General features: G+C 68.5%; 20 protein-coding genes. 8 read left to right on the top strand and 12 right to left on the bottom strand.

The features are described 5' to 3' along the window. Window positions 1-29 precede the first annotated feature (29 nt). Window positions 30-578: a VOC family protein gene (locus ACEVQ6_RS12225; RefSeq protein WP_374889268.1), complete on the bottom strand. Its 549-nt coding sequence runs from the start codon at window positions 576-578 to the stop codon at window positions 30-32. 144 nt (window positions 579-722) lie between these two features. Here ACEVQ6_RS12225 and ACEVQ6_RS12220 point away from each other — a divergent pair, with 144 nt between their 5' ends. Then, window positions 723-1,634: an aminotransferase class IV gene (locus tag ACEVQ6_RS12220; protein WP_374889267.1), complete on the top strand. Its 912-nt coding sequence runs from the start codon at window positions 723-725 to the stop codon at window positions 1,632-1,634. A gap of 19 nt (window positions 1,635-1,653) precedes the next feature. Here ACEVQ6_RS12220 and ACEVQ6_RS12215 read toward each other — a convergent pair whose 3' ends face one another. Both ACEVQ6_RS12215 and ACEVQ6_RS12210 read right to left on the bottom strand, forming a co-directional pair. Further along, window positions 1,654-2,772, bottom strand: coding sequence for an NAD(P)/FAD-dependent oxidoreductase (locus tag ACEVQ6_RS12215; RefSeq protein WP_374889266.1), 1,119 nt, complete (start codon window positions 2,770-2,772; stop codon window positions 1,654-1,656). A 10-nt stretch (window positions 2,773-2,782) separates the two neighbouring features. Then, the gene (locus ACEVQ6_RS12210) at window positions 2,783-3,463 is read right to left on the bottom strand and encodes a GntR family transcriptional regulator (protein ID WP_374889265.1); all 681 of its coding nucleotides are present in this window, start codon (window positions 3,461-3,463) and stop codon (window positions 2,783-2,785) included. A gap of 149 nt (window positions 3,464-3,612) precedes the next feature. On the opposite strand from ACEVQ6_RS12210, the gene ACEVQ6_RS12205 reads away from it, so the two are divergent. The 7 genes from ACEVQ6_RS12205 (at window position 3,613) to ACEVQ6_RS12175 (ending at window position 13,777) form a co-directional block, all read left to right on the top strand. Then, complete coding sequence (locus ACEVQ6_RS12205; protein WP_374889264.1) at window positions 3,613-4,986, top strand: aspartate aminotransferase family protein; 1,374 nt, start codon at window positions 3,613-3,615, stop codon at window positions 4,984-4,986. Window positions 4,987-5,208: 222 nt separating this feature from the next. Continuing rightward, window positions 5,209-6,267, top strand: coding sequence for a TMAO reductase system periplasmic protein TorT (gene torT / locus ACEVQ6_RS12200; RefSeq protein WP_374889263.1), 1,059 nt, complete (start codon window positions 5,209-5,211; stop codon window positions 6,265-6,267). 111 nt (window positions 6,268-6,378) lie between these two features. Further along, window positions 6,379-7,899, top strand: coding sequence for a sugar ABC transporter ATP-binding protein (locus tag ACEVQ6_RS12195; RefSeq protein ID WP_374889262.1), 1,521 nt, complete (start codon window positions 6,379-6,381; stop codon window positions 7,897-7,899). After that, window positions 7,896-8,909 (top strand): ABC transporter permease, encoded by a 1,014-nt coding sequence (locus tag ACEVQ6_RS12190; RefSeq protein WP_374889261.1) that lies wholly within the window; start codon window positions 7,896-7,898, stop codon window positions 8,907-8,909. The genes ACEVQ6_RS12195 and ACEVQ6_RS12190 overlap by 4 nt, the downstream gene beginning before the upstream one ends. Then, on the top strand, window positions 8,906-9,889 hold the full coding sequence (locus ACEVQ6_RS12185) for an ABC transporter permease (RefSeq protein WP_374889260.1): 984 nt from the start codon (window positions 8,906-8,908) through the stop codon (window positions 9,887-9,889). The genes ACEVQ6_RS12190 and ACEVQ6_RS12185 overlap by 4 nt, the downstream gene beginning before the upstream one ends. Before the next feature lie 29 nt (window positions 9,890-9,918). Then, window positions 9,919-11,979, top strand: coding sequence for a hydantoinase/oxoprolinase family protein (locus ACEVQ6_RS12180; protein ID WP_374889259.1), 2,061 nt, complete (start codon window positions 9,919-9,921; stop codon window positions 11,977-11,979). A gap of 25 nt (window positions 11,980-12,004) precedes the next feature. Next, complete coding sequence (locus tag ACEVQ6_RS12175) at window positions 12,005-13,777, top strand: hydantoinase B/oxoprolinase family protein (protein WP_374889258.1); 1,773 nt, start codon at window positions 12,005-12,007, stop codon at window positions 13,775-13,777. A 6-nt stretch (window positions 13,778-13,783) separates the two neighbouring features. Here ACEVQ6_RS12175 and ACEVQ6_RS12170 read toward each other — a convergent pair whose 3' ends face one another. The 9 genes from ACEVQ6_RS12170 to ACEVQ6_RS12130 form a co-directional block, all read right to left on the bottom strand. Next, window positions 13,784-14,779 (bottom strand): dihydroxyacetone kinase subunit DhaK, encoded by a 996-nt coding sequence (locus ACEVQ6_RS12170; protein ID WP_374889257.1) that lies wholly within the window; start codon window positions 14,777-14,779, stop codon window positions 13,784-13,786. 58 nt (window positions 14,780-14,837) lie between these two features. Continuing rightward, on the bottom strand, window positions 14,838-15,248 hold the full coding sequence (locus tag ACEVQ6_RS12165; protein ID WP_374889256.1) for a hypothetical protein: 411 nt from the start codon (window positions 15,246-15,248) through the stop codon (window positions 14,838-14,840). Further along, window positions 15,238-16,794, bottom strand: coding sequence for a putative PEP-binding protein (locus ACEVQ6_RS12160; RefSeq protein WP_374889255.1), 1,557 nt, complete (start codon window positions 16,792-16,794; stop codon window positions 15,238-15,240). Before ACEVQ6_RS12160 ends, ACEVQ6_RS12165 begins: the two co-directional genes overlap by 11 nt. Next, window positions 16,778-17,083: an HPr family phosphocarrier protein gene (locus ACEVQ6_RS12155; protein ID WP_374889254.1), complete on the bottom strand. Its 306-nt coding sequence runs from the start codon at window positions 17,081-17,083 to the stop codon at window positions 16,778-16,780. Before ACEVQ6_RS12155 ends, ACEVQ6_RS12160 begins: the two co-directional genes overlap by 17 nt. After that, window positions 17,083-17,481, bottom strand: coding sequence for a dihydroxyacetone kinase phosphoryl donor subunit DhaM (gene dhaM / locus ACEVQ6_RS12150; protein ID WP_374889253.1), 399 nt, complete (start codon window positions 17,479-17,481; stop codon window positions 17,083-17,085). Before dhaM ends, ACEVQ6_RS12155 begins: the two co-directional genes overlap by 1 nt. Beyond that, window positions 17,478-18,101, bottom strand: coding sequence for a dihydroxyacetone kinase subunit DhaL (gene dhaL / locus ACEVQ6_RS12145; protein ID WP_374889252.1), 624 nt, complete (start codon window positions 18,099-18,101; stop codon window positions 17,478-17,480). The genes dhaM and dhaL overlap by 4 nt, the downstream gene beginning before the upstream one ends. Before the next feature lie 262 nt (window positions 18,102-18,363). Beyond that, the gene (locus ACEVQ6_RS12140) at window positions 18,364-20,007 is read right to left on the bottom strand and encodes a dihydroxyacetone kinase subunit DhaK (protein ID WP_374889251.1); all 1,644 of its coding nucleotides are present in this window, start codon (window positions 20,005-20,007) and stop codon (window positions 18,364-18,366) included. Between the two features lie 42 nt (window positions 20,008-20,049). Continuing rightward, on the bottom strand, window positions 20,050-21,057 hold the full coding sequence (locus tag ACEVQ6_RS12135) for an ABC transporter ATP-binding protein (RefSeq protein WP_374889250.1): 1,008 nt from the start codon (window positions 21,055-21,057) through the stop codon (window positions 20,050-20,052). Then, complete coding sequence (locus ACEVQ6_RS12130; protein ID WP_374889249.1) at window positions 21,050-22,147, bottom strand: ABC transporter ATP-binding protein; 1,098 nt, start codon at window positions 22,145-22,147, stop codon at window positions 21,050-21,052. The genes ACEVQ6_RS12135 and ACEVQ6_RS12130 overlap by 8 nt, the downstream gene beginning before the upstream one ends.

Genomic DNA, 22,147 nt, shown 5'->3' with positions numbered 1-22,147 from the left:
TGTCGCAGATGCGGCGGACTATTGCAGGATCATCGTTGCGGTTCAACTGGATGCCACAGCCGGCGCGGCGTTTCCCGCTCGTAGGCCTTGCCGTGCGGATAGGAGACGAGTTCGAGCTGCATGCCCCAGGGGCTGAGGAAGTAGACCCAGCTCTGCCCGCCGGACGGCCCCGTCTCGCGGACCGTCGGCGCGCCGAGTATGCGCACGCCATGGGCACGAAGATGGGCAAGCGCCGCTTCCATGTCGTCGACATAGAAGGCGAGGTGATGGCCGCCGACGTCGCTGTTGCGCGGCGGTTGCCGGGCCTGATCCGCAGCCTCGTATTCGAACAGTTCGAAGTTCGGACCGTGGCCGCAGCGCAGGAAGGTGAGCCGGCGCATCACCGCCCGGTGGTCGACGTTCAGGTGTGTCTCCATCCAGTCGTCCGCCGCGCTGAACGGGCCGAGCGAATAGAACACCTCGCAGCCGATGACGGTGACGAAGAAGGCGATCGCGGCGTCGAGGTCCGGCACGGTGAAGCCGATATGCTCCGTGCCGCGCAGGCCCGGCAAGCCCCTGCCCGTGATGGCGCTCCCCATGATTCCTCCAATATGTATCCAATATACAAGAAAATATCATATAATGTGACGAAATACGACTTTAAAATATTATTTTGTATCCAATTATTGACAGCCGGATGGGATCGCGCTGAAATGCCGTAGAGTGTTCCGGAGGAGACGACCGTGCAGCAGGAAACCCCCGATCCCCGTGACGGTATCGCCTTCGTCGGCGGCCGCTACATGCCCCTTTCCGAGGCGAGCGTCCCGATCCTCGATCGCGGCTTCGTCCGTTCCGACGCCACCTATGACGTCGCCCATGTCTGGCAGGGGCGCATCTTCCGGCTCGACGACCATATCGAGCGTTTCTTCGCCTCGATGCGCGGCCTGCGCATGAGCCTGCCCTACGACAAGGCGGCGCTGACGGAGATCCTCGTCGAATGCGTGCGCCGCAGCGGCCTGCGCGATGCCTATCTGCAGATGACCTGCACGCGCGGCATACCGCCGCGCGGCACGCGCGACCCGAGGCTCTGCGAGAACCGGCTCTATGTCTTCGTCCAGCCCTTCGTCTGGATCGCCAATGCCGAGCAGCAGCGCCAGGGGCTGACGATGGTGGTCAGTTCCGTGGCGCGCATCCCGCCCGATTCCGTCGATCCGCGCATCAAGAATTTCCACTGGCTCGACCTGACCATGGGCATCTTCGAGGCCTATGACCGCGATGCGCTCGTCGCGGTGCTGAAGGGGCCGGACGGGACGGTGACGGAGGGTGCCGGCTTCAATCTCTTCGTCGTGCGCGACGGCCGGCTGGCGACGCCGGAAAGCGGCGTCTTCGAGGGCATGACGCGCCGCACCGTCCTCGATTTCGCCGGGGATCTCGGCCTTGAGATCGAGGTTCGCCCGGTTCTCGCCGAGGAACTGGCCGGCGCGGACGAGGTTTTCATCACCTCGACCGCCGGCGGCATCATGCCGGTCACCGTCGTCGACGGCCGCATCCTGTCGAATGGCAGGCCGGGGCCGGTGACGGGACGGGTGCGCGACCTTTACTGGGCGCGTCATGACGAAGGCTGGCGGATGACCCCGATCGACTATCGCGACTGAGGCGCTCCTCGCCATCGCCTTAACCCCTTCGGCCGGCAAGCGCGAGCACATGGTCGGCGATGGCGAGCGAGGCGGTCAGTCCCGGGCTCTCGATGCCGTAGAGGCCGATCACGCCGGGCGCGCCATGGGTCTCGGGGCCGTGGATGATGAAGTCGGCGGTCGGCATGCCCGGTCCTGAAAGTTTCGGCCGGATGCCGCTATAGGCCGGCTGCAGGCTGTCGTCCGGCAGGTCCGGCCAGTAGCGGCGGATCTCGTCGTAGAAGCCACGCGCCCGCGCCGGATCGACGCGGTAGTCGACCGTCTCGATCCACTCGACATCCGGCCCGAAGCGCATGCTGCCGCCCAGATCCATCGTCAGGTGGACGCCGAGGCCGCCGTCGAAGGGCACCGGGTAGATCAGCCGCGAGAAGACGCCGCGGCCGGGGGCCGCGAAATAGTTGCCCTTGGAGAGATATTGCCGCGGCACGCGTGCCGGGTCGAGGCCGTCGATGGCGCGCGCAAGCGTGGGCGCGCCAAGGCCCGCCGCATTGACGAAGAGGTCGGCCGCGATCTCGAATTCGTCGCCGGTCTCCCGGTCGCGGGTGAGAAGGCGGACGCCGTCGCGGCGGGCATCGCCGCAGACGATCTCGGTGTTGAAGACGATGCCCGCGCCGTCCGCCTCCGCATCCGCCTGAAAGGAGAGCATCAGGGCATGGCTGTCGATAATGCCGGTCTGCGGCGAATGCAGCGCGGCGACGCAGGCGAGCGCCGGCTCCATCGCCATGGCCTCCTCGGGGCCGATCGCGACCAGGCTCGTCACGCCGCAGGCCGTGGCGGAGGCGTGGATGCGGGCGAGCGCCGGCAGCTGCGTCGGGTCGGTCGCGACGATCAGCTTGCCGCAGCGCCGGTGCGCGATGGCGCGCTCGGCGCAATAGCGGTAGAGGGCATCGCGTCCCGCGATGCAGAGCCGGGCCTTCAGCGAGCCTTCCGCATAATAGAGGCCGGCATGGATCACCTCCGAATTGCGCGAACTCGTTCCCGAGCCGATCAGCGTTTCCGGTTCGATCACCAGCACGTCGCGGCCGGTCGCAGCCATCGCGCGCGCGATCGCAAGCCCGACGACGCCGGCCCCGGCGATGACGCAGTCCACCTTGTCCATTCCGGTCTCCTCAGGCCCTGGCGCCGCCGAGACTGTCGATCCGCGAGACGATCAGCCCGCTCGCGTCGTTGATGTCACGGATCATCGCCGCCTCGGCCGCGTCCGGCTCCCGCGCGGCCACCGCATCGACGATCCGGTCGTGGGCATGGTTCATCAGCCGGCCGCCATTTGCATAGGCATCCGCGATCAGCGGCCCCATCTGCAGCCAGAGACGGCCGAGGATGCTCGACAGCACCGGCATCCCGGCAATGCCGGCGAAGGCGCCGTGGAACATCTGGTTGAGTTCGACGGCGTCGTGCCAGCGCTCCTCGCCGATGGCGATCTCGCCGCGGCGGATCAGGTCGCGCAGCCGCGCCACGTCCTCAGGCGTCGCCGAGAGCGCCGCCTCGCGCGCCGCCAGCCCCTCGAGCCGGGTGCGGATGCTACGGATTTCCTGGTAGCGCCGCTGGCTCATCACCGGCACGCGCACCTCGCGGCCGCGCGTCTGCACCAGCGCCTCGTCCTGCACGAGGCGCAGGATCGCGTCGCGCACGGGCGTGCCGGAGGTGCCGAGGAGGCCGGCGAGCTCGCGGATCGTCAGCCGCGTGCCGGGAGGGAAGCGGCCGCGCATCAGCGCCTCGCACAGGCGGCGGTAGACGATGTCGCCGAGATTGCTGCTGTCGATCGCTTCCAGTTCCGGCGTGTCGTTCACCCGGCATCCCCTTCCGTTTCATGCTATGAATTTCCGGTGAAGCAAGCTTGACTTTATATTTTATAAAAAACAAGATGCAACATCAAACACAGCGACGAGGCGCGGCCGGGGCTCCGGATCCGGCGCCGGCAAGGGGTCAGGACACACCGATGACGAGCCATCCGAATTCGCCCGAGGCACGGGACATCCGCTACCATCTCCATTCCTACACCAATGCCCGCAAGCACCAGGATGTCGGTCCGCTGGTGATCGAGAAGGGCGATGGCGTCTATGTCGAGGATATCAACGGCGCGCGCTACCTGGAGGCTATGTCCGGCCTGTGGAGCGCCGGCCTCGGCTTCTCCGAGCCGCGTCTGGTCGAGGCGGCCGCCCGGCAGATGGCCAAGCTTCCCTTCTACCACACCTTCACCCACCGCAGCCACGGACCGGCGATCGACCTTGCCGAAAAGCTCGTCTCGATCGCGCCGGTGCCGATGAGCAAGGCCTATTTCACCAATTCCGGCTCGGAAGCCAACGATACCGCGATCAAGCTGATCTGGTATCGCGCCAATGCGCTCGGCCAGCCGCAGCGCAAGAAGATCATCGCCCGCAAGCGCGGCTATCACGGCGTCACCATCGCGGCCGCCAGCCTGACGGGCCTGCCCTACAACCAGACCTCCTTCGACCTGCCGATCGCCAACATCCTGCACACGTCGAGCCCGCATTACTGGCGCGAGGGGCGGCCGGGCGAGAGCGAGCAGGCGTTCTCCAGCCGCTGTGCCGACGACCTCGAGCAGCTGATCCTCGCCGAGGGACCGGAGACGATCGCCGCCTTCTTCGGCGAGCCGGTGATGGGCGCCGGCGGCGTCGTGGTTCCGCCGGAGGGCTACTGGGAGAAGATCCAGGCGGTGCTGAGGAAATACGACATCCTCCTCGTCGCCGACGAGGTCATCTGCGGCTTCGGCCGCACCGGCAGAATGTTCGGCTCGCAGACCTTCGGCATGACGCCGGACATCATGGTTCTCTCGAAGCAGATCTCCTCGTCCTACCTGCCGATCTCGGCGCTGCTGATCAACGACAGGGTGTTCGAGCCGATCGCCGACGAAAGCAGCCGCATCGGCACGCTCGGCCACGGCTTCACCGGCGGCGGCCATCCGGTCGCGGCGGCCGTGGCGCTCGAAAACATCGCCATCATCGAGGAGCGCGACCTCGTCGCCAACGCGGCCGAGGTCGGGGCCTACATGCAGTCGCGCCTGCGCATGTTCGCCGATCACCCGCTGGTCGGGGAGGTGCGCGGCCTCGGACTGATCGCGGCGATCGAGCTCGTCGGCGACAAGGCGGCGAAGACGCCGCTCGGTGCTCCCGGCACGCTCGGCACGCAGGTCAACGGCCTGATGCTGAAGAACGGCGTCATCACCCGCAACATGACCGACGCGGTCGCCTTCTGCCCGCCGATGATCGCCACGACCGCAGATATCGACGTCATCGTCGGCGCGCTGTCGCGCGCGCTCGACGAGGCGGTGGCCGCGCAGCAGGCCGCCTGAGCAGGCAGATCGGACGGGGCCGCAGCCATGCGGTCCCGTCACCGTATTTTGTATCCAATTGATTTATTTACGAGCGTTAATTGAGCTTTTGAAGCGAATTTTGTCTCGAATTGGATACACAAATGTTGACAGGCGGGGTGAAGCACGTCACCCTCGCCGTCAGGAAGAAGAGGCCTTGAACGGCCCGAACCGTGGAACGCGAACATCAACCGGGAGACAATCATGACGTCCTTCAAGCGCATCCTCGCCTGCGCGCTCGCCGCCACCGCCCTTTCGGCCGGGACCGCCGGCGCTGCCGACTGGTGGCCCTTCAAGATCGCCGCCGCCAAGGACGGCGACCTCAACAAGGTCGAGCAGATCGAATACACGCCGCTCGAAAAGGCGGAGAAGCCGTGGAACCTCTGCGTCCTCTACCCGCATCTGCAGGACAGCTACTGGGTGTCGGTCAATTACGGGCTGATCGAGGAGGCCAAGCGCCTCGGCGTCAAGGTCTCCGTTTTCCAGGCCGGCGGCTACACGGCCCTGCCGAAGCAGATCTCGCAATATGACGATTGCCTCGCATCGGGCGCCGACGCCATCCTGATCGGCGCGATCTCGGAAGCCGGCGTCGCTGCCAAGATCACCGAGGGCATGGGCAAGGGCATCGTCAACATCGCCGTCGCCAATCCGGTCCTCGAGACGCCGATCACCGCCCGCATCACGCCCGACTTCTTCCAGAAGGGGTTCCAGACCGGCGAATACGTCAAGACCTATCTCGGCGACAAGCAGGGCGCCGCCGTCGGCTTTCCCGGGCCCCAGGGCAGCGGCTGGGCCGAGACCTATATGAGCGGCTTTGCCGAGAGCCTGAAGACCGGCAACATCAAGCTGCTCGCCGAGCAGTATGGCGAGGCGAGCGTGCCGGCCCAGCTTCGCCTGGTCGAGGATGCACTGCAGACCTATCCGGACATGAACGTCATCTGGGGCGGCGCGCCGACGGCGGAAGCCGCGATCGGCGCGGTGCAGGATGCCGGCCGCGACGACGTGACGATCATCGCTTCCTACGAGAACCAGACGATGCTGAAGTCGGTGTCCGAGGGCAAGGTGCTGGCGTTCGCCACGGAATATCCGGTGATCATGGGGCGCATCTCCGTCGACCTCGCCGTGCGCGCGCTCGAAAAGAAGCCGCATGAAAAGATTCTTCTCGTTGCGCCGGGCATCGTGACGAAGGACAATATCGCGACCTTCGATACGACGCAGATCTTCGCGCCCGAGGGCACGAGTCCCGAGTTTTCGGTGAAGTGATCCGCCCGGACCGGCCCGCGCCGCAAGGGGCGGGCCGGTCCGTCTTCGCGGGGGGATGGCATCGCCAGGACGGCGGCCCGGCCCGTGCCGGGCCTGCGGGATAAGGATCACATGCTGGACGTAACCGGTCTTACCAAGACATTCCGCGGCGCGGTCGCGCTCGACAGCGTCGATTTTTCGCTCGTGCCGGGCGAGGTGCATGCGCTGCTCGGCGAAAACGGCGCCGGCAAGTCGACGCTGATCAATCTTCTCGTCGGCACCTTCCCGCCGGACGGCGGCGCTTTCGACATCGGCGGCCGCAGGCTCCAGCGCATGACGCCGTCGCTGTCGCGCGAACTCGGCATCTCGGCCGTCTTCCAGGAGTTCAGTCTCGTCCCCGACCTCACCGTCCTCGACAACATCTTCCTCGGCCGCGAGAAGACGAGGGGCCTGATGATCGACGGGCGCACGATGCGGGCCGAGGCCGAGCGCCTCTTAGCCGACCTCGCCTTCGACCTGCCGCTCGACGTCGCCGTCGGGCGCCTGTCCCGTGCGCAGAAGCAGATGGTGGAGATCGCCAAGGCGCTGCGCACGAACCCGAAGATCCTGATCCTCGACGAGCCGACCGCCTCGTTGACCGACGGCGAGGCCGACAAACTCTTCCGCGCGATCGCGGCCCTGAAAAGCCGCGGCGTCGCCATCGTCTATGTCTCGCACCGCATGGCGGAGATCCGCACTCTCTCCGACCGCGTGACGGTCCTGCGCGGCGGGCGCCTGATCGGCACGGTCAGGACCGGCGACGTCAGCGACACCGGGCTGATCGAGATGATGGTCGGCCGCCCCGTCGCCCAGCTCTTCCCTGTGATCAATCACAATCCCGGCGCCGTCGCCTTCGAGGTCAGGGGCCTGACCACGGCAAAGGGTTCCGTCGTCGACGCCTCCTTCCATGGCCGCAAGGGCGAGGTCGTCGGGCTTGCCGGCCTCGTCGGCTGCGGCCGCAGCGAACTCTGCCGGGCGATCTTCGGCCTGGAACCGGTCGCCGCCGGCACGATCGCCGTCGCCGGCGAGACGGTCGCCCATCCGACGCCGAGCGGCATGCTCGCGGCGAGTGTCTGCTATTTCCCGGCCGATCGCGGCGCCGAGGGGCTCGCCTTGTCGCGCCCCGCCCGCGAGAACGTGACGATGAGCGCGCTGTCGCTCGGCGCCATCGCGGCCGGCCCTTTCCTGAAGCTTGGCGCCGAGCGCCGCGCCGTGCGCAAGCCGCTCGCCGATCTCGGCCTGCGCCCGATGGCGCCGGAGCGGCGCGTCTCCGCCTTTTCCGGCGGCAACCAGCAGAAGGTGATGCTGGCGCGCGGCCTGATGCGCGACTTTGACGTCTACCTCTTCGACGAGCCGACCGTCGGCATCGACGTCGGCGCCAAGGCGGATGTCTATGCGCTGATCAAGGCGTTGACGGAGGCCGGCGCCTGCGTCGTCGTCTCGACATCGGAGCTTCCCGAACTGATCAACCTCGCCGCGCGCATCTATGTCATGCATGAAGGCGCGATCGTCGCCGAGATCGACGAGGCGGAAAAATCCGAAGCCGGGATCCTCCAGCATTATTTCGGCGGGCGCGAGGATACTTTCGACGAGAAGGCGAGGGCCGCCCGATGACGACCGGAACCGCTGCCCGCAACCGGGCGAACGCGTTTGAAACCAGCCCCGTCGAGCGCATCCTGGCGCAGGGCGGCATCGTCATCGCCCTCGTCGTCATTGCCGTCGTCGGCACGGCGCTGATGGAACCGCGTTTCCTCAACCGGCTGAATATCACCAATCTCCTGCGCAATGTCTCGTTCCTCGCGCTGCCGTCGCTGGCGCAGATGCTGGTGATGACGACGGGCGGTTTCGACCTGTCGGTCGGCGCGGTGCTGGCGGTCAGTTCGGTCGTCACGGCGATGATCATGCTCGTCGCCGGCCCGATGTTCCCGGGCATGGACCTGCTCGTCATCCTCATGGCGCTCGGCGGCGCGGTTTCGGTCGGCGTCGCCGTCGGCCTCGTCAACGGCCTGCTGATCGCGCGCTTTGGCCTCTCGCCCTTCATGGTGACGCTCGCCGTCACCTCGGGCCTGATGGGGCTGGCGCTCTATTACACGCAAGGCATCCCGATCTACGGCGTGCTCGACAGCTTTTCGAACGGCATCGGCCGCGGACAGGTCCTCGGCCTGCCGATGGTGCTGGCCATCGCGCTGGTCGTGCTCGCGGCCATCATCCTCCTGCAGCGCCGGACCGTGCTCGGCCGCCACATCTATGCCGTCGGCAGCGACGCGCGCTCGGCCCGGCTTTCCGGCGTGCCGGTCAGGCGAACGCTGGTCGTCACCTATGTCATGGCGAGCGTGCTTGCCGCCTTTGCCGGCTTCCTGATGACCTCGCGCCTCGGGTCGGGTCAGGCGACGATCGGCGGCACGCTGGCGCTGGAATCGATCGCGGCGGCGGTCATCGGCGGCGTGTCGCTGCGCGGCGGCGTCGGCCGGGCCGAGCATGTCTTCATGGCGGCGCTGTTTTTGACCGTCATCGCCAATGCGATGAACCTTCTCCAGATCGACAGCAAGTACCAGACGCTGATGCTCGGCGCCGTGCTGATCGGCGCGCTCTCGCTCGAGCGCCTTCTCCTGAGGAAACCATGACCGTGCCGGACACCGCCAAGACCCCGCCCGCGTCCGCCTCGCTGCGGCAGGCGGCGAAGGCCGCAACCCTGCCGCTGGCGATCCTCCTCGCCTTCGTCCTTTTCGGCCTTGTCGAGGGACGCGTGTGGTCGCTCGCCAACATCCGAAACATCGTCGTGCAGGGCAGCTACCTCGCCATCTTCGCCATGGCGCAGACCGTCGTCATCCTCACCCGTGGCTTCGACCTGTCGCTTGGCTTCAGCGTCTCGCTTGCCAGCGTCGCCTGCGCCATGGCGATGGTGGCCGTCGGCGACGGCGGCCCGGCCGTCTTCGCCGGCATCGCGGCCGCCCTTGCCGTCTCGACGCTGATCGGGCTCGCCAATGGCATCCTGATCGCCGGCGTCGGCATCAATCCGCTGGTGACGACGCTCGGCATGGCCAACATCGTGCTGGCGCTTGCCTCCACCGTCAGCGGCGGTTTCCCGGTCACGGGCATGCCGGCCGGCTTCAACGCCTTCTTCTCGCAAGGCGCGGTGCTCGGCCTGCCGGTACCGACGCTCGCGGCCCTGCTCGTCTTCGCCGCGATCGCCTTCGTCCTGGTCATGACCGGCTTCGGCCGCAGCCTCTACATCATCGGCGCCAATCCGCGCGCCGCGACCGCGGCCGGCATCCGCTCCGTCCCGGTTCTGACCGCCGCCTATACGCTGTGCGGGCTTCTGACCGGCATCGGCGCGATGATGCTGACGGCGCGCACCGGTTCCGGCGAGCCCAATCTCGGCGGCAACCTGACGCTCGAATCGATCGCGGCTGCGGTCGTCGGCGGCGTGCGGCTGTCGGGCGGCGAGGGCGGCGTCGGCGCGGCGATCCTCGGCGCGCTCTTCGTCACGGTGCTGTCGAACGGCATGAACCTCGTCCAGATCGACGGCTACCTGCAGCAGATCTGCCTCGGCGCCATCATCGTCGTCAGCCTTCTTCTCGCGCGCGACGACCAGCGCCGCTAACCCATCCAGACCACTCCCGAGGACGTTTCATGGCTTACCAGGTGTGTATCGATATCGGCGGCACGTTCACGGACTGCCTCGTCTCCAACGAGAAGGGCGAGATCTCGATCTTCAAGTCGCCGACGACGCCCGGTGAATTCGAGAAGGGCTTCATCAACGTCCTGCATGTGGCCGCCGAAGGCTACGGCCTGCCGCCGGAAGCGTTCCTCCAGGAAATCGACCTGATCGTGCACGGCTCCACCGTCTCGACCAATGCGCTGGTCGAGCGCAAGACGGTCAAGGTCGGCCTGATCCTCACCGAGGGCCACCAGGATATCCTGGTCCTGCGCGAAGGCCCGCGCAAGGGCGCCTTTCAGTGGAAGCTGAACTACCCGGAGCCTTACGTTCCGCGCCATCTGACGAAGACGGTCGGCGGCCGCATCGACGCGCGCGGACGGATCATGACGGCGCTGAAGCCCGAGGATGTGGTCAAGGCGGCGGGCGATTTCCGCGCCTCGGGCGTCGAGGCGATCGCCGTCGGCCTGCTGTGGTCGGTGGTCAATCCCGAGCATGAACGGGCCGTCCGCGACATCCTGGAGAAGGAACTGCCGGGCATCCCGATCACGCTCAGCCACGAGATCAACCCGATGCCGCGCGAATACAAGCGCATCATCGCCGCCGCCATCGACGCCTCGATCAACCCGATCGTGCGCACCTATATCGAGAAGCTGAAGCTGGCGCTCGACGCGGAAAACTTCGGCGGCGAACTGCTGCTCGCCAACTGCGTCGGCGGCATGATGCCGCTCGCCGACATGATCAGGAAGCCGATCTACAGCGTCATGTCCGGCCCGACCTTGGCGCCGATGGCGGCGCTGGCGCTCTCCGACGAGCCCGATATCATCGTCGGCGACATGGGCGGCACCACCTTCGACGTTTCGGCGCTGCGCGATCACCAGATCATCGTCACGCCCGACAGCATGATCCATGACGACAGTCTCGGCATTCCGAAGGTCGATGTGCGCTCGGTCGGCGCCGGCGGCGGCTCGATCGCCTCGGTCGACGATGGCGGCCTGCTGCATGTCGGCCCGCGCAGCGCCGGCGCCCGGCCAGGCCCCGCCTGCTATGGAAACGGCGGCACCGAGCCGACCGTCACCGACGCCAATGTCGTGCTCGGCATCGTCGATCCCGACTATTTCCTCGGCGGCAAGATGAAGCTGTCGCGCGAGAAGGCGGTGGAAGTCATCGGCAAGGTCGCGCGCCGTCTCGGTGTGACGGTCGAGGAGGCGGCCTACGCCATCTACACCACCTCGAACCACAACATGGTCGCGGCGATCGAGGAGATCACCGTGCGCGAGGGCATCAACCCGCGTGACAGCTTCTTCGTCTGCGGCGGCGGCGCCACCGCCATCCACATCGCCGACATGGCCGACATCCTGCAACTGAAGCGCTACATGATCCCGCGCTTCATGGCGGGCCTCAGCGCCTTCGGCGGGCTGATCTCCGACATCCGCAAGGAGGACATGGGCGTTCTCCTCACCTCCAGCGCCATCTTCGACCCGCAAGGCATCACCGCGACGCTGGCGAAGCTGAAGGAAGCCGGCAACGCCTTCCTCGAGGAAGCCGGCGTCTCATCGGACAACCGCCGTTTCGAATTTTCCTTCATGGGCCGTTACGAATACCAGTCCTTCGAGATCGAGGTGCCGCTCGGCGTCGAGAACGGCGTCGTGACCGACGGCGACCTGCCGGCGCTGGTGGAGGACTTCCACAGGATGCACGAGCGCATCTACTCGATCCGCGCCGATGGCGACATCGTCGAGTTCACCGCCTGGAAGCTGCGCGCGATCGGCAAGCGCGACGGCCAGGATGTCTGGCGCAACCATGTGCTCGACAGCCGGCCGGGGGCCGCGACCGCCAAGGGGACCCGCGCCGTCTACAGCCACGAGGCGGGGGAGGCACAGGCGATCCCGGTCTACGATCTCGACGGCCTCGGCGCCGGTGCGACGCTCGCCGGTCCCTGCATCGTCGATGCGCCGACCTTCACCGCCTATCTGAAGAACGGACACGACGGCACCGTCGATCCCTACGGCAACCTCGTCGTCCACGTCGCCTGAGCCACGAACCGGAAGGAATTTCATCATGGACAAGATCCTCTCCTCCGACATTCCCGCCGGCGAGCGCCGTGTCGATCCCTTCCTGATGTCGGTGCTGAAAAGCCGGTTCGAGGCGATCGTGCGCGAGATGACCCTCGTCGTCATGCGCGCCAGCCGCTCGGCCGTCATCAAGAACGCCCGCGACTTCAGCTGCGCCATCCTCACCTACGACCACCGCCTCGTGTCCGTGGAAGACGCGCTGCCGATCCACGTCATGTCGATGGACCTGGCGACGCGGCCGATCAGCGAACTCTTCGACGACATCGCGCAGGGCGACATCTTCTTCAACAACTGCCCCTTCACCGGCGGAACGCACCATGCCGACCTCATCGTCGCCATGCCGGTCTTCCACAAGGGCGAGCCGCTGTTCTGGATGATGGCGCTGTCGCACCATGCCGATACCGGCGCGCCGGTGCCTTCCACCTACTTGCCCTTCGCCAAGAACATCTTCGAGGAGGGCATGCATTTCCCCTGCGTGCGCGTGGCGCAGAACTACAAGGAAAAGGCCGACATCCTGCGCATCGGCACCATGCGCAACCGCGTTCCCGACATGTGGCTCGGCGACGTGCGCGCGCAGATCGGCGCCTGCCGCACCGGCGAGCGCCGCATCGGCGAGCTGATCGAGCGTTACGGCCGCGACACGCTGATGAACTTCGTCGAGGACTGGTTCGATTACGGCGCGCGTTGCGCCAAGGCGGCGATCGCCAAACTGCCGGCGGGCAGCTACTCCTACGCGCTGCGCCATGATCCGGTCCCGGGCGTCGCCGACGAGGGCATTCCCGTCCGCCTGACGATCCATGTCGATCCGGTGGCCGGCGAGATCGTCGTCGACGCGCGCGACAATATCGACAACGTGCCGGGCGGCCTCAACCTCTCGGAAAACACCGCGACCGGCTCCTGCCGCATCGGTGTGTTCAACAATCTCGACGAAAGCGTGCCACACAACGAGGGCGCCAAGGCCCAGATCAAGGTGCTGCTGCGCGAGGGCAGCGCCGTCGGCAAGCCGAAATATCCGGTCGGCACCTCGGTCGCGACCACCAATGTCAATGACCGCCTGATGATCGCCGGCAACTGCGTCTTCTCCGAAATGGGCGCGCCCTACGGCCAGGCCGAAGGCGGCTCGCACCTGCCGGCCGGCGTCGGCGTCATCTCCGGCGCCGATCCGTTCAAGCACGGGCGCGGCTATGTCAACCAGGTCTTCGTCGGCTATGCCGGCGGCGGCGCGCTCAGCGGCTATGACGGCTGGCTGACCTATTGCGGCCCGGCCAATGCCGGCCTGATCCAGCTCGATTCGGTCGAGGTCGACGAGAGCATGTATCCGATCCTGATCGAGAGCCGCGGCGTCGTGCAGGACTCGCAAGGGTTCGGCGAGTTCGAGGGTGCGCCGACGGTCGGCGGCGTCTTCTATCCGCTCGACCACGACATGACCATCGTCTATGCCGCCGACGGCACCACCTTCCCGCCGCGCGGCGTGCTGGGCGGCGGTACGGGCAAGGCCAGCGAAAGCGTCAAGCTGAAGGCGGATGGTTCGGAGGAAGTGCTGCCGGCCTTTGCCGAGGTGGTGATCGAGGAGGGCGCGAAGATCGCCTTCACGGCCTCCGGCGGCGGCGGCTACGGCGATCCGGCAAGGCGCGATCCGGCGCGGGTGCTGGCCTCGGTCAATCGCGGCTGGCTCAGCGTCGAGAAGGCGGCGTCGGTCTATGGCGTCGCGGTCGTGCCTGATCCCGCCCGGCCGGGGCTTTACGTCATCGCGGCCTGAGGCACATCAGGCCCGCCAGCGCAGCGCGCCGGTCGCCACCGGCGCGTCCCAGAGGGCGAGCTCAGCCTCGGACAGAAGGCAGACCGTCAGCGAAAGGCCCGCCATGTCGAGCGAGGTGGCGAAGGTGCCGGTCAGCGTCCGCGCGACCGTCGCCCCCGCCGCCTCGACGCGCCGGCGCGCCAGATGCTGCGCGAGATAGAGGTCCGACGGCGGCGTTCCGCCCAGTCCGTTGACGATGAGCAGGGCGCGCTCGCGGTCTGCCTGCGGCAGGTCGGCCAGAATGGCGGCGGTCATGCGCTCGACGATCGCATCGGCGGTGGCGAAGGCGGCGCGCTGCCGCCCCGGTTCGCCGTGGATGCCGATCCCGACTTCCATCTCCTCCTCGTCGAGGGAAAACGTCTCGCGGCGCGTCTCGGGCAGCGCGACGCCGCGCCAGGCGACGCCCATGGTGCGGATGCGCCCGCCCAGCGCATCGCCGGCCGTCTTCAGGGCGGCGACATCCGCGCCGGCCTCTGCGGCCGCGCCGAGAAGCTTTTCGACGATCAGCGTGCCGGCGAGCCCGCGCCGGCCATGGCTGCGCGCCGAGCCGCCGGGCGAAACGTCGTCCCCGACGATCACCGTCTCGATCCGGTGCCGGCCCGCCGCCATCTCGGCCGCCATCTCGAAATTCATCACGTCGCCGTCATAGTTCTTGACGACGAGCAGGCATCCGGCGCCCGTGTCCGTCCCGGCGATGGCGGCGGCGATCTGGTCGGGCGTCGGCGAGGTGAAGACATGGCCGGTGCAGGCGGCATCGAGCATGCCGCGGCCGACGAAGCCCGCATGCATCGGCTCGTGCCCGCCGCCGCCGCCGGAGATCACCGCGACCTTGCCGGGCACGAGGTGCAGGCGGCGGACGAATTTTCCCTCGCCGCCGAAGACGACCAGGTCCGGATGGGCGCCGACGAAGCCCGCGAGGCTCTCGGCGACCACCGATCCCGCCGCATTCGTGAACTTCTTCATCGTGCCCTCCCCGGCATCGATCCGCCGTCCGGCGAGCCCCTCGGCAGACAAGCTTGACCTAATCCCGTTCGCCGAACAAGGCGGCCATCCGCTGCACGAAATCGGCGACCGCCTCGTCCATCATCCGGTTCTTCCGCTCGTCGCCGAGGTCGGGCACCATCAGCGACAGGTTGCGCAGCCCCTCCTGCCCGCCGAGATCGGGAAGCTTGCCCGGATGGGCGAGCTGGTAGGCATCCAGAAACCGCGCCCGCTCGGCGGCGCTCATGTGGCAGACCTGGAACACCGTCGCGAGATGGCGCGCCGGCAGCGGCGTCGGATAGGCGGGGCTCGTCACCTGGGTGACGAAGGAGCGGTGCTTGCCGAGGGCTGCGGCAAGACGCTGGCGCGTGCCGGAGGGGCGGTTGTCGATGATGGCGGCGAGGATCGTCTTGTAGGCGATGGTCGCGTCCTCGGTCGTCTCACGCGCCATCGCCGCCCGCCTCCCCGTCTGTTCGGGGCAGGCCGGCGGCTGCGGCGCGAAACGCCGCCATCCGCGCCGGCGCCATGGAAAACTGCGACAGTCCCGCCGCAACCAGGGCCGGAAGCATGCCGGGCTCGCCTGCGAGGTCGCCGCAGATGCAGACCGGACGCCCGCCGGCGCCCGCGACGACATGGGCGACGAGCCGCAGCAGGGCGGGCCGTGTGGCCGCCACGAGCGCCGCCGTCGCCGCGTCGCTGCGCCGGGCGGCCGCCAGTGCATGCAGGAGATCGTTGGTGCCGAGGGAAAAGAAGGCGGCCTGCGGGAAGGCATCGAGCGTCAGGGCGGCGGCCGGCACCTCGACCATGATCCCGAGCGGCGGCACCGCGACGCCCACGGCCGCCGCCTCGTCCGCCAGGATCGCGGCGATGGCGGCGACCTCGCCGGGCACCGTGACCATCGGCAGCAGGATGCGCAGATCGCCCGCGGGCGCCGCGGCAAGCAGCGCCCGGATCTGCGCGCGGGCAAGATCCGGGCGGGCCAGAAGCAGGCGGACGCCGCGAAGGTCGGGAGAATCGTCTCCGGATCCGGCCGGGATGTCCTTGTCTCCGCCGAAGTCGAAGAGCCGTACGGTGACGGGCTTGCCCTTCGCCCGCAGCATCAGCCGCCGGTAAAGCCGCGCCTGCGCCGCCTCGTCGAAGCGGGCGGCGGGCGGGACGAAGAATTCGCTGCGGACGACGCCGATGCCGGCGACGGCCGAGGGGTCGAGACCGCCGAGCTCGTCCTCGCTGTTGATGGTGGCAAGAAGGGTCAGCACGCGCCCGTCCGGCAGGGCCACCCGGCCGTCGTCCTCGGCACGCATCGCGGCCGGGCCCGGGGGACGCGGCTCACGCCCTTCCGGCGCTCCTCCGATGACGAGGTCGCCGCTGCCGCCGTCGATCAGCAGTGTCTCGCCGTTTTCGATCGGGAAGCGGCCGGCCGCAACCACCATCGGCACGGCGCGGCTGCGGGCCAGCATCGCCACATGGCTGGCGCCGCTGCCAGAGAAGAGCGCGATGCCGCCGCCCCGCGACCAGTCATGCGCGAGGAAAGCGCTCGGCCGCATGTCCTCGCCGACGAAGATGGCGCCGGGCGGAAAGGCCTCCGGCGCCGTCCCCGCCAGTGCATCAAGCACCCGCCCCTCGACGTCGGCGACGTCGTCGGCGCGGGCGGCGAAGGCATCGCCGGGATCCTTGGCGAGCCCCGCCGCCAGCGCGCCGAGCGTCGCCGAAAAGGCCTCCGCCGCATCGCTGCCGCCGGCGATGCGGCGGTCGGCCTCGGCCCTGAGTTCGGGGTCGTCGAGCAGTTCGATCTGCACCGCGAGCAGCGCCGCCTCGTCCGGGCTGCACCGGCCGGCCAGCGCCTCCAGCGCGCCGCGCGCCGCCGCGACTGCGTCGGCGAGGCGGCGACCTCCCTGCCGCCCCGCCCCACCCGGCGCATGGACGCGCGGCACGAAGGCGGGGCCTGCGGCCCGGCCTTCGGACACGCCGGTTCCCTTGAGGTTAAAGGATGCGCCCATGGCGGCGGTCCTCGTCGAAATCGCGCTCGACCAGGCTCTTCAGCGCGAAGACGGCTTCGTCGGCCCGGCCGCCCTCCGCGCGGATCTTCAGGATCGCCCCTTTGCGGATCTTCGCGCCCATGATCTTGGCGATGCTCTTGCCGTTGAGCCAGACGCCGCTGGCATTGACCTCGATCTCGACCTTGCAGGGAAACGACTTCGCCAGCCGCGCGAAGGTGACCGAGGGACGGGCATGCAGCCCGACGCCGTGGGTCACCTCGATCTCCGCCTGGCAATCCGTCGCGTCCATCACGGCGAAAGCTCCTCCGCCGTGGCGACGACGCGCGCGAGCGGCGCGCCGCCGGCCGCCTCCGCCGCCGCGATCACCGCACCCTCGACGAGCGGCGCGTTGCAGATCGCCACCTGTCCGGCACGTGGCGGTCCAAGCGCCTCGATCGCCATCTCGCTGTTCGTCTCCGCGCCGCCGAGATCGACGAAGACGGCGACGCCCGCCTCCGACCAGACCGTTTCGATGGCACCCAGGATGCTCGCCATGCTGGTGCCGAGGCCGCCGGCCGGATTGCCGCCCGACCAGGCGAGGGGAACGCTGTCGCCGACCATCTGTCGCACCATGTCCGCCGTCCCCTCGGCCACCAGCGGCGAGTGGGAGACGATGACGATGCCGACGGTGCCGGAACTGCTCTTCATTGCGGTCTATGCTCCTGAAGATAGCGGCATATCGCGGCCGTCATCAGGGCGCAACTGGAGGCTCCCGGATCGACATGGCCGATCGAGCGCTCGCCGAGGAAGGCGGCGCGGCCGCGTCGTGCCTGCATCGCCGCCGTCCGCCCGGCGCTGATCCGCGCCCGGCGCGAGATCGCCGGCAGCGTTGCCTGCCGGGAAAGGGCGGCGGCGACGGGGTAGAGGACGTCGAGCAGCGTCTTGTCACCGGCCGACGTCCTGCCGCGCCGGGCGACGGCGGCGACGGCATGGCGAAGCGCCACCGCCAGGTCCTCCGGCGACACTGTGTCGCGGCCCGCAAGCGCGCGGCCGAGCTCGATCAGCAGCGTGCCGTAGAGCGGCCCCGACGCACCGCCGACACTCATGACCAAGAGCGTCCCGATCCTCTCCAGCGCTTGGGCGAGCGGCAGCGCCGCGACAGCGACGCGTTGCGCATGCACGGCCTCGCAGCCGCGCCTGAGGTTGGTGCCGTGATCCCCGTCGCCGATCGCGCGGTCGAGGTCGCAGAGCGTCTCGGCATGGAGGGCGATCGCGTCGCGGCAGGTTTCGATCAGCCCGCTCAGCAATGCCGTGTCGTGTCGCGCCACCTCCGCCTCCCCTTCCACGCGCAGTGCCGGTCGCAGACACCGGAACGCGCCCTTCGCCCGCCTTCACCGCCTCGCCCGTTCCCGAAGCGCTCTCGCCGCTGCCGGACATGCCCTGTCCTTCTGCTTTCCGGAGCATCATGCGCCCGGAGTGAAACGAGGACCGGCAATGCCCTGCTTCAACATGAGTGTCGGAAACGCCGTTTCGACCGAACGGGGCCGACCGGCGCTCCAACGCATGGCCTGAGGCCGGGGCGCTCCCGCTTCAGTTCGAGATGCTTGCGCCGGCCGCTGCCTCGAAGGCATAGGCGACCGCGACCGCACCGGGATCGGCGACCCCTTCGAGATCGGAGGCGCCGATATAGGCGGCACGTCCGGCCTTGGCCCTGGTCATGCCGCGCGTCGCCTCGGCCCCGTCGCGGGCGGCCTTCGCCGCCGCGGCGACCCCGCGGGGGAGGTCGGAGAGGGCCGGCGCGAGCGCGTCGATCATCGTCCGGTCGCCTGGCGTCGCCCCGCCGTAGAAGGTCATGCGGTCGAGACCGGCGGACAGTGCGGCTGCAAGGTCGCCGGAATCGGCGAGCGCCTTCGAGGCGGCAGTGAAGAAGATCGACAGGAGGACGCCGCTCGATCCGCCCATCGCGGTCGACAGCGTCGCGCCGATCGCCGCCAGCAGGGCGGGCGTGTCGGCGAGCGGCAGGCGCCCGAGGCTGTCGCGCACCGCGCGCGCGCCGGTCGCGACCGTCGAGCCGGTGTCGCCGTCGCCGGCGCGGGCGTCGAGCCCGTTCAGTTCCGTCTCGACCGAGATCAGCCGATCGCAGATCGTCGTCAGCAGGGCGGCGACGGCGGGGGCGGCGCTCGCCTCGACCGCAGCGGCCGATGCGGTACCTGCCGGCATCGCGACGACGGCGACCGGCCCGCGCGACACGGCCGGGACCCAGGCGACCGGGGCGACGGTGCTGTCAAGCGCTGCCGCGCGTTCGGCATCGAGCGGGATCAGCGACAGGGAAAAGCCGTTCATGTTGAGTGCCGTCATCAGCGGCGCCGGGCCGATCACGCGGGCGATGCGGGCGCCGAGCGGCGAGGAGAGCACGTCGTTGGCGACGAGCGCCATTTCGAGCGGCGGCACCGCGCCGAGATTGTTGACGATCAGCGCGAGGTCGCCCTCCGCCGGCAGCGCCGCCGTCAGCCGCTCGACCATGATGCCGACGAGATCGGCGGCCGGCTTGAGGGCGATGCGCTCGACGCCGGGCTCGCCGTGGATGCCGAGGCCGAGTTCGCCTTCGTTTTCGCCGAGGCGCGCCTCATGCGCCTGGCCCGGGATCGAGCAGGTGGACAGCGACACGCCGAGCGAGACGATGTCGCCGGCCGCCGCCCGGGCGGCGGCCGCGACCGTCGCGAGATCGGCCCCGCTTTCGGCGAGATGCCCGGCGATCTTGTGGACGAAGAGCGTGCCGGCGACGCCGCGCGGCTGGGCGAGGTCGGGCAGGGCGATATCGTCGCCGACGATGACCATCTCGACGTCATAACCCTCGGCCCGCGCCTTCTCCGCCGCGAGGCCGAAATTCAGCCGGTCGCCGGTGTAGTTCTTGACGACCAGCAATGTCCCCTTCGGACCGGTGACGGCACGGATCGCCGCGAGCACCGCATCGACGCTCGGCGAGGCGAAGATCTCGCCGGAGACGGCCGCCGTCAAAAGGCCACGGCCGACGAAGCCCGCATGGGACGGCTCGTGGCCGGCGCCGCCGCCGGAAACGATCGCGACCTTGTCGCGGTCGAGATCGGCGCGCAGGATCACCTTGATCGCCGGAAAGCCGTCGAGCCGGGCAAGCCGGCCGGGGCCTGCGGTCTTCAGCACGCCCTCCAGCGCCTCGACGACGATCGTTTCCCTGCGGTTGAAGAAGTGTTTCATTGCCATTGTCCTGTTTTCGTCATTCCCTGCGGAGGGCGGCTGTCACGTCAGCCTCTGCCCGTCCGCGCCGAAATAGAGCGGATTCCTGTAGCGCAGCGCAATCCTGTCGCCGGGCTTCACCTCGAGATAGGGATCGGCAAGCGTCACCAGCCTGTGTTCGCGCACGCGGATATGAAGGTGGTTCTGATCGCCGAGATGCTCGATCCAGTCGATCTCGGCATTCGGCGTCTCGCCGGCCACGATCTCGATGTGCTCGGTGCGCGCGCCGACGGTCTTCGTGCCCTTTGGCGCGGCGGCGCCCGGCAAGAGCCCGTCCGGCAGGAGATTGATGTGCGGCTGGCCGAGGCGGGCGGCGACGTGGAGGTTGGCGGGATCGGCATAGATCTCCCGCGGCGTTCCGACCTGGACGAGCCGTCCCTCCGAGAGGATGCCGATCCGGTCGGCCATGGTCATCGCCTCGATCTGGTCGTGGGTGACGTAGAGCAGGGTCGAGCCGAGATCCCTCTGGATGCGCTTCAGTTCCAGCCGGAGTTCGCCGCGCAGCTTGGCGTCGAGCGAGGAGAGCGGCTCGTCCATCAGGTAGATCGCCGGGCGGCGCACCAGCGCCCGGCCGATGGCGACGCGCTGCATCTCGCCGCCGGAAAGCCGCGTCGAGCGGTTCTCAAGCTTGTGGTCGATGCGCACCATCTTCGCCACCTCGCGCACGCGGCGGTCGATCTCGTCCTTCTCCATGCGCCGTGCCGGCGATTTCAGCGGGAAGGCGAGGTTCTCGTAGACGCTCAAATGCGGGTAGAGCGAATATTGCTGGAAGACGAAGGCGACGTCGCGCCCGGCCGGCGCCTCCGTCGCGACATCGCGGCCGGCAATGGTGATGCGGCCGGCATCGGGCCGTTCGAGCCCGGCGATCAGGCGCAGCAGCGTCGTCTTGCCGGCGCCGGTTGGTCCGAGCAGGACGACGAATTCGCCGTCGCCGATCGAAAGATCGACGCCCTTGACCGCATGGGTGTCGCCGAAATGCTTGTCGATCCCGGTCAGAACCACCTCAGCCATGACGGGCCTCCGAATAGAGAGAGGAGGGAAGGGCGCGGCCCGAGGCGCAGTCGAAGAGGGCGAGCCGGGCGCTGTCGAGCGTCAGCCCGACCGTCTCGCCGGTCTTCAGCGAGAGGTCGGCGGGCACCCGCGCCTTCAGCATGCCCTCGCCGGTCTCGACCGAGACGATCTGGTTGGTGCCGAGATATTCGGCGCCGTAGACCCGGCCGCGCAGCGGCGAGGCGTCGCTGAAGCGGATATGCTCCGGGCGCACGCCGAGCGCCAGTTCGCTTTCCGCCCGGTCGACATGCACCTCCGGCACGCCGACCGGCACGCCGCGCAGCGAGACGGAGCGCGCGCCCTTTTGCAGCCCGGAGGTGAAGCGGAGAAAATTCATCGGCGGCGAGCCGATGAAGTCGGCGACATACATGCTGGCCGGCCGGTCGTAGATCTCGCGAGGGCTGTCGAACTGCTCGATGACGCCGTGGTTCATCACGGCGATCTTGTCGGCCATCGCCATCGCCTCCATCTGGTCGTGGGTGACATAGACGGTGGTCGCGTGGATTCGGTTGTGCAGTTCGCGCAGTTCGCGGACCATCACGTCGCGGAACTCCGCGTCGAGCGTGCCGAGCGGCTCGTCCATCAGGAAGCATTTCGGCCGGCGGACGATGGCGCGGCCGAGCGCCACGCGCTGCCGGTCGCCGCCGGCAAGGCCGGAGACCGAGCGGTCGAGCAGGTGGTCGATGCGCAGGAGCCGCGCCGTCTCCTCGACGCGGGCGCGGATCTCGGCCTTCGCCACCCCTTGCGACAGAAGGGGAAAACCGATGTTTTTGCGCACGTTCATGTGCGGATAGAGGGCGAAGAGCTGGAAGACGAAGGCGATGTCGCGGGCGCTCGCCCGGTTGAAGGTGACGTCCTCGCCGCCGAGCCGGATGCGGCCGCTGGTCGGCAGCTCGAGGCCGGCGATCATGCGCAGCGTCGTCGTCTTGCCGCAGCCGGAGGGGCCGAGCAATGCGAGGAACTCGCCGTCGGCGACGGTGAAGGTCGAATCCTGAACGGCGACGAAATCGGAGAACTGTTTGCGCAGGTTTTCCACCCGGATCTCGGCCAT

Source organism: Ensifer soli, assembly GCF_041928815.1.
Classification (GTDB): Bacteria; Pseudomonadota; Alphaproteobacteria; order Rhizobiales; family Rhizobiaceae; genus JBHFEI01.
This window is presented reverse-complemented; position numbering and strand designations above follow the sequence as displayed.